Raw genomic sequence first — 13,579 nt, 5'->3', positions numbered from 1 at the left:
ATGAGCAATGACATCAAGGCCATTCAGATCGAGCGCCGTCCAGCACCCACCTCGCGCGAGCAGTTCAAGCGGGAGGTGGAGGAGCCCAGCCGTCCGGTGGTGCTCACCGGAGGCATGCAGAACTGGCCCGCGCTGAGCCGGTGGAACGCCGAGTACCTGCGGGAGAAGATTGGCCACCGGAACATCACGGTGGACATCTGCCCTCCCACGGGCGACGCCACGCACACGCGTGCGCAGGAGATGACGCTGGCGCAGTACATCCAGCAGGGCGTGCCCGAGCTGGAGGCGCGCGACCGCATGTCCAACACGGAGCTGTCGCTCCACGACTTCCCCGAGGTGAAGGACGACGCGCGCGAGCCGGACTGGTACGAGCCGGAGCGCTTCAAGACGGCGAGCCTCTTCCTGGGGCAGGCCACCATGTCGGCGCTGCACTACCACCCGGACGCCGAGGCCCTGCTGTGCATGGTGCACGGGCAGAACCGCGTGGTGCTCTTCGAGCCGGGGCAGACGGACCGCATGTACCCGACGCCCTGGCACCGCTCGCGCTTCCACTGGAGCCAGGTGAACACGGCGAAGCCGGACCTGGCGCGCCACCCGCGCTTCGCCGAGGCCCAGCCGTGGGAGACGCTGCTGTCTCCCGGGGAGATGGTCTTCATCCCCATCCACTGGTGGCACGCCATCTACCGCACGGCCTTCACGGCGGCGGTGACGTGGTTCTGGCAGGCGGAGCTGCGCAAGTGGCACTTCCCCTCACCGACAGTGCGGACGGTGGCGGCCTTCGTGCCCGCCATCGTGCGCGGCATGACGCGGCGGAGGGCCTGAGGCCGCTCCCGCGGGTGCCGGGCGGGCTCGGGGCCGGCCCCCGCACTCGGCGCTACCCATGCGCACCGTTTCTCGCGTAGAGGAGGCGCCCCCATGGCCGCCTGCGGACTCGACTTCGGAACCAGCAACACCGCCCTCGCCCTGCCGGATGGGACGGTCCTCCCCGTCTCGCCCGGCTACAGCGACCCGCGCCTCTACCGCTCCGTCATCTTCTTCCCCGAGGACGAGCGCGAGGTGTACACGGGCGCCCCGGCCATCGCCCGCTACCTCGAAGACCACACGGGCCGCTTCATCCAGTCGGTGAAGTCCTTCCTGCACAGCGCCTCCTTCCGCGCCACGCAGATCCGCGGCCGCACCTGGCTCATCGAGGATCTCGTCGCGCTGCTGCTGCGCCGCGTGCGCGAGGCCGCCGCCCCCCACACCGGCGGCACCGCCCCCGAGTCCGTGGTGCTCGGCCGCCCCGCCATCTTCTCCCCGGACCCCGAGGCGGATGTGCTCGCCGAGCAGCGCCTGCGCAAGGCAGCGGAGATCGCCGGCTTCACGCACATCCAGTTCCTCATCGAGCCCATCGCCGCCGCGCTCTCGTACGAGGCGCAGCTCACCCGCGACGAGCTGGTGCTGGTGGCGGACTTCGGCGCCGGTACCACGGACCTCACGCTGATGCGGCTGGGGCCCTCGCGCCGCGGCAACCCGGACCGGCGCGCGGACGTGGTGGGCTCCACCGGCGTGCGCATCGGTGGTGACCGCTTCGACGCCGAAATCATGCGCTACAAGCTGCTGCCCCGCTTCGGCGCGGGCTCCACGTACCGGGTGCGAGGCTTCAGCGACAAGCGGCTGGCGGTGCCCCAGCACGTCATGTCCAAGCTGCTCTCCTGGCACGAGATGTCCTTCATCCGCGAGAAGTCCACCCAGGAGCTGCTGGAGCTGATGCTGGAGTCCAGCGACAAGCCCGCCGAGGCCGAGGCTCTGTACGACCTCGTCATGGACAACCTCGGCTACCGGCTGTTCCGCGCCATCGAGGCCGTGAAGGTGGAGCTGTCCTCGAAGGAGGAGACGACGCTCGACTTCGAGGAAGCCCGCATCCACCTGCACGAGCCCATCACGCGCGCCGAGTTCGAGGAGGCCTCCGCGCCGCTGCTCGCCGAGCTGCGCGAGGTGACCGAGGGGCTGCTGGCGCGCTGCACGGGCGCCGGTGAGGTGGACGCGGTGTTCCTCACCGGAGGCTCCTCGCAGATTCCCGCCGTGCGCCGGCTCTACACGGAGCGCTTCGGCGAGGAGCGGGTGAAGACGAAGGACGCCTTCACCTCGGTGGCCGAGGGCCTGGGGCGCGCCGCGGCGGCCCTCTGAGCCCGCCGCGCCCCTCCGAGCCCGCCGCGCCTCAGTGGCGCTGCACCCAGTCGAGGATGGGCGCCCACACCGCCGTGGGCGCATCGGCCGCCAGGAACAGGTCCGCGTGGCCGTAGTCCACCACGCGGTACACGTCCGGGTAGCGCTGCACCACGACGGAGGAGACGTCCGGGCTGCCCAGCAGGGAGAGGCTGTGCAGGCCGTAGCTGCCCGTGCCGCCCGCGGCCCCCACGTACAGCACCGGCACCTTCACCTGCGCCAGGTAGTCGTCATATGGGACGTCCGGCGCCCCGCACCACATGGCCAGCGTGTCCACCTGCTCGCCGATGCTCTGGTAGGGCGAGGCCTGCGTCAGCGTGTCGAAGAAGAAGCGCTCGGGAGTCCACGAGAGCGCCGTGGGAAGGCCCAGCTCGCTGAACTGGGCTCCGGTCCAGTGGTAGGCCGGGATGATGGCCGGATTCTGGAACACGTGGGTCGCCGCGCCGAAGGCGAGCGCCGCCTCCCGGTTCGTCCCCCCCGGAAGGAGGGCCGAGGGCGCCGCCGGCTGGACGATGGCGAGCGTCGCGAGGCCTTGCAGCGTCAGCCCGAGCTGCCCACCCTCGTACTGCCCCGAGGCCTGGGCCTGGGCGAGCGCCGCATGCGTCTGGCACGCCGCCGCGCGCTCCTGCGTGGCGATGGGGGCGAACTGATAGGCCATGTCCACGGGGATGAAGCCGCTCACGTGGCGCTTGTCCGGCGGCTGCTGCGTCTCCGCGTTCAGGTAGGCGTAGGAGACGGCGGCCCCGCGGCTCCAGCCCAGCAGCACCATGCGCCCGCTGCCGTTGCCGGTGTACGCACGCCACCCGCGCGCCAGGGACAGGCCGATGCCCACGTCCCGGGCGTGCAGGCCCAGGTTCCAGTCCTTCATGAAGGAGAAGTCCGTCGTCCCGGCCGGCACGTGCACCCAGCGCTGGTCGATACCCCACACATCCACCCCTCGCTTGGCGAGGAAGACGGCGATGGAGTGGCCCGGCGCCACCGCCGCGCTCCCGGCGCTGGACAGGAAGGCACCTCGGAAGCCCAGCGCATCGCCATGCACCAGGAACACCGACTTCACCGTGCGCACCGGCGACCACTGGCCCACCTCGCGCACCACCCGGTGCAGGGTGATGACGTCCTGGGCGCCGGACCCCACCCGCACGCGGTAGCTGTACTCGAAGATGTCGTCGACCAGATGCCGGCGCTCGGCGTTGCCCAGCGTGCAGGGCTCGTCGGCCTCACCGTCCCCACACGACTCGTCGAGGCGCTCCGCGTCCCGGTGCGTCCACCTCGCCTCGTCGGCTCGGGCCTGCTGTGCGAACCCCAGGGCACCGATGCACAACCACGCGGCCATCCTGCCTGCCATGCTCATACGTCTGTCCTTCCTCATGAATATCCCCCCTATACAGGAAAACTGGTCATCCCAGCCATCCCTGACAACCCCAATCCAGGACTTATTCAGCCGGGGATGAGGTTTTTTGGAGGGGTCCCAAGGAAAGACAACTCAACGCGTGCCGGAGAGCGCCGCGGCCTCAACAACGAGGTCCGCGTACCGGTTGCGGGGATCCGCCGGCACGGTGCCATCGCGGTAGTAGAAGGTGAACTCGTCCCACTCGTCCGGCCGCGCATCGTTGGCGAACATCCACGGGCCGCTGGCGCCCGCGCCGGTTCGCCACGCACAGCGGAACCAGCCGCGGTACATGGCCCGGCGCTCGTCGAGGGAATACCCCTCCTGGTTGCGCAGGGCGAACTCGCCGATGAACAGGGATTTGCCCACGTCCCGGGCGAGCGCGGCGTGCTCGAAGAACCAGTGCGCCCCGGCGCGCGCCGTCTCGTCCTGCTTCACCCCGTAGAGCTCCGGGTAGAAGTGCACACTGCCGAAGTCGATGAAGGGCGAGGCCGTGTTGCGGCGGAAGCTGCTGCCTCCCTCGAAGAGGGGCGAGGGGGCCGCGCCGCGCCAGAAGAGCTCGTCATAGCCCGCCAGCGAGGTGTCGAAGCCCTCCTCGCCGGTGCCCACCAGGTGCCCGGGCGCGTACTGCTTCACCACCGCGGCCACCTCGTCCACCCAGGCGCGCATGGCCACGCCGTCCGAGTCCAACCCCTTGCCACGCGGCTCGTTGAGCAACTCCCAGGCCAGCACGGCCGGGTGCTCGCCATAGCGCAGCCCGTCGAAGGTATTCTGGCGCGAGAGCAGGTGGGCCACGTGCGCCTTGTAGTGGTCGATGACGGCGCGCTCGGTGAAGAAGCGCGGGTCTCCCTCCACGGGCGAGGGCAGCCCCGCCCACTCCACGTAGCGCCGGGTGCCCCCGTAGGCATCCCAGTAGTTGCCCAGCGGCAGGACGAGCTTCACGCCATACGCGGCGGCGCGGGTGAGCACCAGGTCCAGCCCGCGCAGGGCCACCTCGTCGTACTGCAAGGGCGCCACCTGCATGGCGGAGTCGCCGCGCTTGTCGGCCGCGTCGTTGTAGCCGGTGGTGCGCACGGCATGGGCCCCGAGCGCCGAGGCCTTCGCGAGGGTCTCCTCCACGGCGGGAGACTCGGTGCGGCCGCGGCGCAGGTCCCTCGTGGCCTCCTCCTGGAGGTAGTAGGCGTTGAGCACCACGGCCGCGGAGGGCAGCGTGCCGAGCCGCATCGCGGGCGCCTCGGGGCAGTCCGAGGCCTCCTCCTCGAGCAACTCGAGGGAGTCCTCGCCACAGGCCACCGCCGTGAGCACCACGAGCAACAGGACAGGAGCACGCATGTGCGACTCGCGGGGGGAAGGCACCATGCCCGCCCCACCGGAGCATCACCTCCAGGCTACCCGGTACTCTGACACGGCGCTGCCCCCGGCGGCCTGTCCTGTTGGCCCGTGCACGCCTTCATCGCCCCACAGAAGGCAACCCGAGCGCCTGGCGCACCTCGGCCAGCGGGCGCGAGGCCCAATGGCGGCGGTGGTTGTCCAGGGTGGAGAAGCTGCGCGGCTCCATCCGGTCGATGTAGAGCATGCCGTCCAGGTGGTCGATTTCATGCTGGAGGATGCGGGCGTACCAGCCGCGCGCCTGGAGGGTGACAGCCTGGCCGTTCTCGTCGAAGGCCTCCACGCGCACGGCGCGCGGGCGCCGCACCAGCGCGGAGAAGCCACTGACGCTCAGGCAGCCCTCGTAGAACTCCACCGGCTCCGGGTCCTCCACCACGAGGCGCGGGTTGATGATGACGTGGAAGTCCACCGGCTTGCGCTCACGCGCGGCGAGCTCCTCGGGGGAGAGGGCCGCCTGGTATTCGGCCCGGTCCTCGATGACCGCGAGCCGCACGTCCACGCCCACCTGCGGCGCGGCCAGCCCCACTCCCGGCGCGTCCCGCATGGTCTCGCGCATGAGGGAGATGAGCTGGCGCACCGCGGGGCTCGTCATCTCCTCGGGGGTGAGGTCTCTCGCGCGCCGGCGCAACACCGGCTCTCCGGCCTGGACGATCTTCAGCATCATGGCGGGTGAGGATACGCGGAGTGCAAGCGCGCGGGCACCCCCGGCGTACCGGCGTGCCCGCTCGTGGACGGAGGCCCTTCCGCGGCATGGACACGCCCCGCCCGGCATGGCTTCGTCCCGCCTCGTGAACTCTTCGTGGATGTCCAGGAGGCGCCCCCTCGTGCTCGGCGCGGTGGTGGGGCTCGGTGTGCTCGGCGCGGTGGCGGCCCTGCGGGGGCGCTCGTCGCCGGAGCCGGTGGCCAGGGTCTGTACCACCGGACAGGTGGACCCCGAGCGGCTGAAGACGCACGTGCGCACCCTGAGTGAGACCTTCCAGCCGAGGGACCATCAGCACCCGGACAACCTCGAGCGCACCGCGGGCTACGTCGCCGACGCGCTGACGCGGGCGGGCGGGCGCGTGAGCTCGGAGCCGTACTCGACGGGGGGCGCGAGCTACCGCAACGTCATCGCCACCTTCGGCCCGGACAGCCAGGAGCGGCTCGTCATCGGCGCGCACTACGACGCGGCCCAGGGGGCGCCCGGCGCGGACGACAACGCCAGCGGGGTGGCCGGCCTGCTGGAGCTCGCGGCGTGGCTGGGCGAGCACCCTCCGCCGATGCGGGTGGACCTCGTGGGTTACACGCTGGAGGAGCCGCCGCACTTCCGCCGGAGCACCATGGGCAGCAAGGTGCACGCCAAGGGGCTGCGCGAGCGGGGCGTGAAGGTGCGCGCGATGCTCTCCATCGAGAGCATCGGCTACTTCACCGATGCCCCCGACAGCCAGCGCTACCCGGTGGCGGCGCTGCGGCTGCGCTACCCCTCCGAGGGCCACTTCATCGCCGTGGTGGGCCGCACCGACCAGGGCGAGCTGGTGGAGCGCGTGCACCAGGCCCTGGGCGTGAGCGGCCTGAGCGCCGAATCGCTCGCCGCGCCCCGGAACCTCCAGGGCGTGGACTTCTCGGACCACGCGAGCTACTGGGACGAGGGCTACCCGGCGGTGATGGTCACCGACACCGCGCTCTTCCGCAATCCGCACTACCACACGCCCCAGGACACCTGGGACACGCTCGACTACGAGCGCATGGCCAGGGTGGTGCAGGGAGTCCAGTGCGCCATCCAGGCCCTCGCCGCGCCCCCGGCGGCACGCTGAGCGGACCGGGCGGGGGGACTTGGCAAGCGCCCTGAAACAGCGGCTACACGCTGGTGCTCGTCCCGGGGCGCCGCATCGTGCAGGCGTGGAGACACCGGGACTGGCCGGAGCACCACTACTCCATCGCGACGTTCGACCTGACGCCCATGGGGCGGGGCACGCGCCTGAGCTTCACGCAGATGGGGGTACCGGCGGACACCTACGACTGGCTCGACGAGGGCTGGCGCACCACGTATTGGAGTCCCCTGGCGCGCTACCTCGCAATGCGGCGCCGGGGCTGAGCACCGGGGCGCGCGAGCCTATCTGCCCACGGCGGCGGCCACGGCCATCAGCGTCCGGAGGGCGGCGGGAGAGAGCGTGCGCACGAGGGAGGCGAGGCGGCGCAGCTCGGGAGGCGCTTCCGGCAGGGGCGAGCCCGCGAGGGCTTCCCGCTCGGCGGCATCGAGCCCCAGGAGCACATCCGAGGAGACCTTGAGGGTCATGCACAGCCTATACAGCGTGGGGACGCTGGGGAGCATCTGGCCGCGCTCGAGGCGGCCATAGACGGCCGAGGCAATGCCCACGCGAGAGGCGACCTCGACCTGCGTGAGGCCCGAGTTCTCCCGGGCGAGCAGGAGCGCACCACCCAGCAGGCGCTTCAATCTGCCGATGTCATCCTCGTCCATGCGGGGGATACTACCTCAAGAAGCGGCTCGCGGGGAGTAACTTCCGAGGTCGATTCACCCCTTGAAGGGGGTTTACCCCTCGGCGAGTCTCACTCGAGAGATGCCTTGCAGATCCAGAGGCGGTCGGCCGGAAATTGAGCGCAGCGCTGATGCGGGCCGCAGACCTCTCGTTCATCAGGCCCACACTTCTGCCGGCATCCCCCCAGGAAACACACCGATCCCTCGGGGCAGGATTGCCTGGCGTCACAGGGCTTCAAGCATTCCATGGTGGCGCGCCATGCCTCTGTTCCAGGCGTGTAGTTCACGACGCATCGCAACCCCTCCGCACAAGGGTGATGCTGGCAGTTCTCGCCACGAACGATCATGCACCTGGCTTCGCGAGTTCCCGCCCCGACGCACGCCTGGCCCTCGGGACAATCCCCGCCCTGACAGAACGGCTGGCAGGAGGGAGCATCCAGTCCAGCCCGGCAGACGAAGCCAGCAGGACAGCTCGAGGGCACATCCAGCTGGCAGGGTCTGCCACAATAATCACCGCCGCAAAGCAGTCCTTGCCCACAGGCATCCTCCGGCTCGGCCGCGCTGTCGACGCAGGGCTGCCCCTCTTGCTGAGAACCGATGAGGACACACTGACGTATCAGCGCGTCAACTCCTGGCACCCGCCGGGTCCGGCAGGTGAAGCCCTGCTTGCATTGCCTGTCCGTTCTACAATCGCTGCCGATACAAATCCGGTCTTCTCCGGAGAAGAAATCCACGCATGCCAATGGCGGATCGCAGTCCTTCGGATCCTGGCAGGAACGTCCATGGGTCAGGAGCACGCGCTTTTCGTCTAGCGCGAGGATGGGGACGATCTTCGTGCCCGGTGGAGTGACAGCCTGTAGCGGGTGCTCCGGAAGCCTGGCTGCGCAGTGGTCGAGCATGAACGGCAGCGGCAGGAGCAGACCCACCGTCACGCCGAGAATCGTGCGCCACTTCATCGGCACTCCCAGTGACACTCCATCGGTGATGAGACGGCACCCGGAAACGGACTCCGAGCCCGCAGCATAACCCATCAGGTCACTCGTACGGCACCACGCGGTGTGCCTTTACCCCGCCCTCCATCTGGCCGATCATGCGGCTCGCCGTACCCGCAGCATCCGTCTGGAGGTTCCCGTGGCCATCTCCCCCGCTGAGGCGCAGCAGCTGAGCCGGCAATACAAGGACAGCGCCGCCGTCAACATCCTCCAGGGCAGGCCCGAGGAAGCTCTCGCCGACTACCGCAAGGTGCTGGAGCTCACGCCCCACGACACCTCCGCCCGCCTCAAGGTCGCCGAGCTCCTCGCCCAGCTCGGACACCGGCAGGAGGCCGTGCGCGAGTTCCACTATCTCGCCATCCGCTACGCCGCCGAGGGCAACAGCATCCACGCCATCGCCGCCTGCAAGCTCATCCTCGCCATCGATCCGCAGCACGCGGAGACGCAGGAGAACCTGGCCAGTCTCATCGCCATGCAGAGCGCAGAGGAGCGCCCCCAGTCCGAAGTGCCCGAGCCCAGCACGCCCCTGTTCTCCAAGCTCCCCCGGGACGTCTTCCTGGCGCTCATCGATCTGCTGGAGATGCGCCGCATCAACGGTGGCGAGCACATCATCACCGAGGGGGAGCGGGGCCACTCCATGTTCATCCTCGTGCAGGGCACGGTGCGCGTGGTGCACACGCCCGAGAACGCTCCGCCCCGCACGCTGGCCGAGCTGGGCGAGGGCTCCTTCTTCGGCGAGATGGGGCTCATCTCGGACGCCCCGCGCATGGCCAGCGTCATCGCCACCCGGGACTGCACCCTGCTGGAGGTGACGCGCGAGATGCTCGCGCAGCTCGGCGCCCGCTTCCCCGCCTTCGAGCTGGTGGTGCAGCAGTTCTACAAGGACCGGCTGCTGGACAACCTGCTCGAGTCCAACCCCGTCTTCAAGCCGCTCTCCGACGAGCAGAAGCGGGCCATCGCCCAGCGCTTCCAGACGCGTACCGTGGAGCCGGGCACCGTGCTGCTCCAGCAGGGCCAGCGCAGCCACGCGCTCCACCTGCTGCTGCGCGGACGCTGCTCGGTGGTGCACCAGGATCCCGAGGGCGGCGAGCGCCCCTACCCCGACATGACCGAGGGCGCGCTCTTCGGGGAGATCTCCCTGCTGCTGGACTTGCGCGTCACCGCCACCGTGCGCGCCGCCACCTCGTGCCTGCTGCTGGTGCTCGACCAGGAGACGGTGAAGGAGCGGGTGCTCCCCCACCCCGAGGTGCGCCGCGCGCTCACCCACCTCAGCCGCGAGCGTCTGGACCGGACGGCCGCCCTGCTCGCCGAGGGAGCCGAGGTCCGCGGCTCCTTCCTCATCTGAGCGCGGCTAGCGCTCGTAGATGGGGTTCTCCGACAGCCACGCGTCGAAGAGCGCGTCCGCGAAGGCCTTGCCGGGAATCATCGCGCCCCGGCTGCCCTCTCCGGACACATGGAGGCCCTGGTCCGGCAGATAGGTGATGAGCAGGGTGTCACCCTTGCGCACGCCCTTGAGGGACTGCACGAGCAGCTCCGACTGGCGCTTCATCTCCGGCGAGCGCAGCGCCCGGCTGTTGGAGAGGAAGGCGCGGAAGGCATCCGCCAACTGCTCGCGCTTGATGCTGCGCCGGAAGTGGAGCTGCAGCTGCTTGGGTCCCTGGAAGGCGATGGCCTGCTGGGTGGAGTCCGGCTTCTGCTCCAGGTAGAGGCCCCAGACGTAGATCTCGAAGAAGAGCTTCTTCTTGAGCTCCATGTGTTCCAGCAGGAGCTCCTTGCCCTGCAGCGAGATGGCGTCCGGCATGCGGACTCCCGCGATCACCTTGGCCTGAGCCGTCCCCGCCATGAGGGTCATCGCCAGCACCAGCCAGCGCATGCCCCGCCAACCCCTCCCCGCCGCCACCTTCATGTTGTCTCGCTTGGGCTCCATGTCGTCGAAGGTGTTCATGCCCTGCGGGGTCGGCCACTCCGCTTATTCCTGGATTGAAAGCGAGCGCCTGCCTGCCCGCCAGGAGAGGGCCAGTCAAGGAGCGGGCGCGCCCTCCCGTCTGTCAACCCTCCGGCTTGTCGGGGCCGCATGGGCAGGTGGGGGCCGCCTGCCCACCTTCAATGCATGAATCCGTTCGATGAAGACAGACATGGCGTGCAGGAATTCCGTCCAGAGCTCATCGAAGGCGTGCGCACCGCGGCCATTGCCCTGAAGGACGACGACTCGGACTTCGACGCGCTGCTGGAAGGCATCGGAGACGCGCGCTTCGTCCTGCTGGGCGAGGCCACGCATGGCACCCACGAGTTCTACCGGGCCCGCGCCGCGCTCACCCGCCGGCTCATCGTCGAGCGGGGCTTCAGCGCGGTGGCGGTGGAGGCGGACTGGCCGGATGCGCTGCGGCTCAACCAGTACGTGCACGGCCAGGGCACGGACACGGATGCTCCGCAGGCGCTCGGCGACTTCCAGCGCTTCCCCCGGTGGATGTGGCGCAACCAGGAAGTGCTGGAACTGGTGGAGTGGTTGCGCGCGCACAACGCCGTGCGGGGCAAGGACTCGCCCCAGGTGGGCTTCTACGGGTTGGACCTCTACAGCCTGCACTCCTCCATGCGCGAGGTGATTCGCTACCTGGAGACGAGAGACCCCGCGGCGGCCGAGCGGGCCCGGCACCGCTACGCGTGCTTCGACCGCTACGGCACGGATCCGCAGGCCTACGGCCACGCCACGGCGTATGGCTACGCGGACACCTGCTCGCAGGAGGTCCTCGAGCAACTGCTGGACCTGCGCCGCCGCGAGGTGGAGGGAGCGCTCGAGCAGGACGCGCTCTTCTATGCCGAGCAGAACGCGCGGCTGGCGCAAGACGCGGAGGCCTATTACCGCACCATGTTCGCGGGGCGCGACGAGTCGTGGAACCTGCGTGACACCCACATGGCGGATACCGCGGACGCCCTGTCCGAGTACCTCGGCCGCCGCTACGGCAACCCGGCGCGCCTGGTCATCTGGGCGCACAACTCGCACCTGGGCGACGCGCGCGCCACGCAGATGGGGGACCAGGGCGAGCTGAACCTGGGCCAGCTGCTGCGCGAGCGCCATGGCAAGGGGACGTACAACGTGGGCTTCACCACGTACTCGGGCACCGTCATCGCCGCGCGCGAGTGGGACATGCCGGGACTGAGGCGGCGGGTGCGGCCGGCGCTGGGGGGCAGCTACGAGGCGCTCTTCCACGAGGTGGGCCTGCCCGGTTTCCTCTTGAGGATGGAGGACCTGGGCGAGGCGGGCTCGGGCCTGCGCGAGCGGCGGCTGGAGCGTGCCATCGGCGTCATCTACGCGCCTCACAGCGAGCGCCACAGCCACTACTTCCACGCGGACCTGCCCGCGCAGTTCGACGCGGTGCTGCACTTCGACCTCACCAGCGCCCTGCACCCCCTGGAGCGGGATGCCGGCCACGAGGAGGAGGATGCCGCGGACACCTGGCCTTTCGGCATGTGAGCGAAGGCGCTGCGGTGCGGAGGCTCCCGGGCTATAGGAGGCAACCGTGATTCTCGAGAGCTTCCAGGTGGGTGAGGGGCAGCGGCCAACGGTGCTGCTGCATGGTTTCCTCGGCACGGGGCGCAACCTGCGCTCGCTGGCCACGGCATGGAGCGAGGTGGACAAGAGCCGCCGCTTCCTCCTGCTGGACATGACGGGCCACGGCGCCTCGCCACGGCTGCCGCCCGGGGCCACCCTGGCCACTGTGGCCGGGGACGTGCTGGAGACGGCGCACGCGGCGGGGCTGCACGGGCCGTTGGAGCTGGTGGGGCACTCGCTGGGCGGGCGCGTGTCGCTCGCCGCGAGTCTGCGCTCCCCCGCCGACGTGGCCAGCGTGACGCTGCTGGACATCACCCCCAGCCCCATCCCCACCCAGCTGTCGGAGAGCGGCAAGGTGTTGGAGATCCTCCGGGCCGCGCCACCTGGCGCGCCGGACCGCCGGACGATGCGCACGGAGCTGACGGGGCGCGGGCTGTCCGGGCCGCTCTCGGACTGGCTCCTCATGAACCTGGAGCCGGCACCGGACGGCACGGTGCGCTGGCGCTTCGACCGCGAGTCGCTCGCCGAGTTCCACGCGCGGGTGAACGGAGAGGACCTCTGGGACGCGCTGGCGCTCCCGGGCGCGAAGGTGCGCTGCATCCGCGGCGGCCGGGCCCACTACGTCTCCGACGCGGATGTGGCGCGGATGGAGGCCCTGGGCTGCCCGGTGGCTACGCTCGCTGAAGCGGGCCACTTCGTCCACGTGGATGCCCCGGACGCGCTGCTGCGCTGGCTCACCTCGGACACCTGACCTGGGACACCTGAATGGAGCGCACCACCCTCTTCATCTGGTTGGCGGTCCTGGCGGACGGCCTCGCGGGGTTGACGGGTGGGCTCCTCTCCGAGCGCTGGCTCAAGCGTCACCTGGCGGCGCTGGTGGCCTTCGCGGCCGGGGCACTCCTGGGCGCGGTGTTCCTGGAGATCCTCCCCGAGGCCGTCGAGGCCGCGGGCATGGGTGCCTTCCGGTGGGCCCTGGCCAGCTTCCTCGCCCTCACCTTCGTCGAGTGGTTCCTCGGACCCCATCACCATGACCACTCGACCCATGCCCCGGGCCATCCCCACCACCACGCCGAGGCCATGAACGCCCCCACCACCGTGGTGCCGTCGCTGCTGGCGGCGGACGCGCTGCACAACATCGGAGACGGCGCGGCGGTGGCGGCGGCCTTCCTCGTCTCGCCCCAGGCCGGGGTGGCCACCGCGCTGGCGGTGATCGCCCACGAGCTTCCGCAGGAGGTGGGGGACTACGCGCTGCTGCGCGCCGCGGGACTGTCACGCGCCCGAGCGCTGCTGGCCCTCGGGGCCGTGCAGCTCACCGCGGTGGCCGGGGCCGGAGCGGTGCTGCTGGGCTCGCGGTGGGTGGCGGGCCTGGAGGGCATCATCCTCGCGCTCGCCAGCGGCACCTTCCTCTACATCGGCGCCACGGACCTGCTGCCGGAGCTGCGCCACACCCCGGACCAGCGCACCGCTCGCGGCCGCCTGCTCGGCTTCCTCCTGGGACTGGCGCTCGTGGCCACCGCGGGTGTGCTCGAGCGGCACGTGCTCGGCGCGCACGGCTGACGCGTCACGTCCGGAACTCA

General features: G+C 70.4%; 13 protein-coding genes. 8 read left to right on the top strand and 5 right to left on the bottom strand.

Features of this window, described 5'->3' with window-relative positions; translation table 11 throughout:
- Nucleotides 1–822, top strand: a complete 822-nt coding sequence (locus NR798_RS06340; protein ID WP_375770516.1) for a cupin-like domain-containing protein — start codon at nt 1–3, stop codon at nt 820–822.
- Between the two features lie 93 nt (nt 823–915).
- Complete coding sequence (locus NR798_RS06335) at nt 916–2,169, top strand: Hsp70 family protein (protein ID WP_375770515.1); 1,254 nt, start codon at nt 916–918, stop codon at nt 2,167–2,169.
- 31 nt (nt 2,170–2,200) lie between these two features.
- Here NR798_RS06335 and NR798_RS06330 read toward each other — a convergent pair whose 3' ends face one another.
- The 3 genes from NR798_RS06330 to def all read right to left on the bottom strand — a co-directional run bounded on the left by NR798_RS06330 (nt 2,201) and on the right by def (nt 5,648).
- Nucleotides 2,201–3,553, bottom strand: coding sequence for a hypothetical protein (locus NR798_RS06330; RefSeq protein ID WP_375770514.1), 1,353 nt, complete (start codon nt 3,551–3,553; stop codon nt 2,201–2,203).
- Nucleotides 3,554–3,691: 138 nt separating this feature from the next.
- Nucleotides 3,692–4,927 carry a cellulase family glycosylhydrolase gene (locus NR798_RS06325; RefSeq protein WP_375770513.1) on the bottom strand — a complete coding sequence of 412 codons (1,236 nt, stop codon included), beginning with the start codon at nt 4,925–4,927 and terminating at the stop codon, nt 3,692–3,694.
- 118 nt (nt 4,928–5,045) lie between these two features.
- Entirely contained in the window at nt 5,046–5,648 is a 603-nt protein-coding gene (gene def / locus NR798_RS06320) for a peptide deformylase (protein ID WP_375770512.1), read from the bottom strand.
- Between the two features lie 139 nt (nt 5,649–5,787).
- Between def and NR798_RS06315 the strand changes: the two genes are divergently transcribed.
- Both NR798_RS06315 and NR798_RS06310 read left to right on the top strand, forming a co-directional pair.
- Complete coding sequence (locus tag NR798_RS06315; RefSeq protein ID WP_375770511.1) at nt 5,788–6,777, top strand: M28 family peptidase; 990 nt, start codon at nt 5,788–5,790, stop codon at nt 6,775–6,777.
- Between the two features lie 53 nt (nt 6,778–6,830).
- Nucleotides 6,831–7,058 (top strand): SRPBCC domain-containing protein, encoded by a 228-nt coding sequence (locus tag NR798_RS06310; RefSeq protein WP_375770510.1) that lies wholly within the window; start codon nt 6,831–6,833, stop codon nt 7,056–7,058.
- Nucleotides 7,059–7,076: 18 nt separating this feature from the next.
- On the opposite strand, the gene NR798_RS06305 is transcribed toward NR798_RS06310, so the two are convergent.
- Nucleotides 7,077–7,442, bottom strand: coding sequence for a helix-turn-helix transcriptional regulator (locus NR798_RS06305; RefSeq protein WP_375770509.1), 366 nt, complete (start codon nt 7,440–7,442; stop codon nt 7,077–7,079).
- Between the two features lie 1,149 nt (nt 7,443–8,591).
- On the opposite strand from NR798_RS06305, the gene NR798_RS06300 reads away from it, so the two are divergent.
- Nucleotides 8,592–9,797: a cyclic nucleotide-binding domain-containing protein gene (locus NR798_RS06300; RefSeq protein WP_375770508.1), complete on the top strand. Its 1,206-nt coding sequence runs from the start codon at nt 8,592–8,594 to the stop codon at nt 9,795–9,797.
- Nucleotides 9,798–9,803: 6 nt separating this feature from the next.
- Here the strand turns inward: NR798_RS06300 and NR798_RS06295 are convergent, their stop codons facing one another.
- The gene (locus tag NR798_RS06295; protein ID WP_375770507.1) at nt 9,804–10,397 is read right to left on the bottom strand and encodes a chalcone isomerase family protein; all 594 of its coding nucleotides are present in this window, start codon (nt 10,395–10,397) and stop codon (nt 9,804–9,806) included.
- A 195-nt stretch (nt 10,398–10,592) separates the two neighbouring features.
- Between NR798_RS06295 and NR798_RS06290 the strand changes: the two genes are divergently transcribed.
- The 3 genes from NR798_RS06290 to NR798_RS06280 are packed head-to-tail and all read left to right on the top strand — an operon-like array spanning nt 10,593 to nt 13,559.
- Entirely contained in the window at nt 10,593–11,924 is a 1,332-nt protein-coding gene (locus NR798_RS06290; protein ID WP_375770506.1) for an erythromycin esterase family protein, read from the top strand.
- Nucleotides 11,925–11,970: 46 nt separating this feature from the next.
- A complete protein-coding gene (locus NR798_RS06285; protein WP_375770505.1) occupies nt 11,971–12,753 on the top strand; it encodes an alpha/beta fold hydrolase in 783 nt (260 codons plus the stop codon).
- Nucleotides 12,754–12,767: 14 nt separating this feature from the next.
- Complete coding sequence (locus NR798_RS06280) at nt 12,768–13,559, top strand: ZIP family metal transporter (protein ID WP_375770504.1); 792 nt, start codon at nt 12,768–12,770, stop codon at nt 13,557–13,559.
- Nucleotides 13,560–13,579 lie beyond the last annotated feature (20 nt).

Origin of the sequence: Archangium gephyra (assembly GCF_042230915.1) — a bacterium.
GTDB classification, from domain to species: Bacteria; Myxococcota; Myxococcia; order Myxococcales; family Myxococcaceae; genus Archangium; species Archangium gephyra_B.
The sequence above is the reverse complement of the archived record's forward strand: the minus strand, read 5'-3'. Positions and strand labels throughout refer to the sequence as shown.

Bases quoted from the DNA above. Each gene is read 5' to 3' on its own strand.
- NR798_RS06305 (WP_375770509.1), bottom strand. From the start codon at position 7,442: ATGGACGAGGATGACATCGGCAGATTGAAGCGCCTGCTGGGTGGTGCG.
- NR798_RS06335 (WP_375770515.1), top strand. From the start codon at position 916: ATGGCCGCCTGCGGACTCGACTTCGGAACCAGCAACACCGCCCTCGCC.
- NR798_RS06295 (WP_375770507.1), bottom strand. From the start codon at position 10,397: ATGAACACCTTCGACGACATGGAGCCCAAGCGAGACAACATGAAGGTG.
- def (WP_375770512.1), bottom strand. From the start codon at position 5,648: ATGATGCTGAAGATCGTCCAGGCCGGAGAGCCGGTGTTGCGCCGGCGC.
- NR798_RS06315 (WP_375770511.1), top strand. From the start codon at position 5,788: ATGTCCAGGAGGCGCCCCCTCGTGCTCGGCGCGGTGGTGGGGCTCGGT.
- NR798_RS06340 (WP_375770516.1), top strand. From the start codon at position 1: ATGAGCAATGACATCAAGGCCATTCAGATCGAGCGCCGTCCAGCACCC.
- NR798_RS06280 (WP_375770504.1), top strand. From the start codon at position 12,768: ATGGAGCGCACCACCCTCTTCATCTGGTTGGCGGTCCTGGCGGACGGC.
- NR798_RS06330 (WP_375770514.1), bottom strand. From the start codon at position 3,553: ATGGCAGGCAGGATGGCCGCGTGGTTGTGCATCGGTGCCCTGGGGTTC.
- NR798_RS06325 (WP_375770513.1), bottom strand. From the start codon at position 4,927: ATGCGTGCTCCTGTCCTGTTGCTCGTGGTGCTCACGGCGGTGGCCTGT.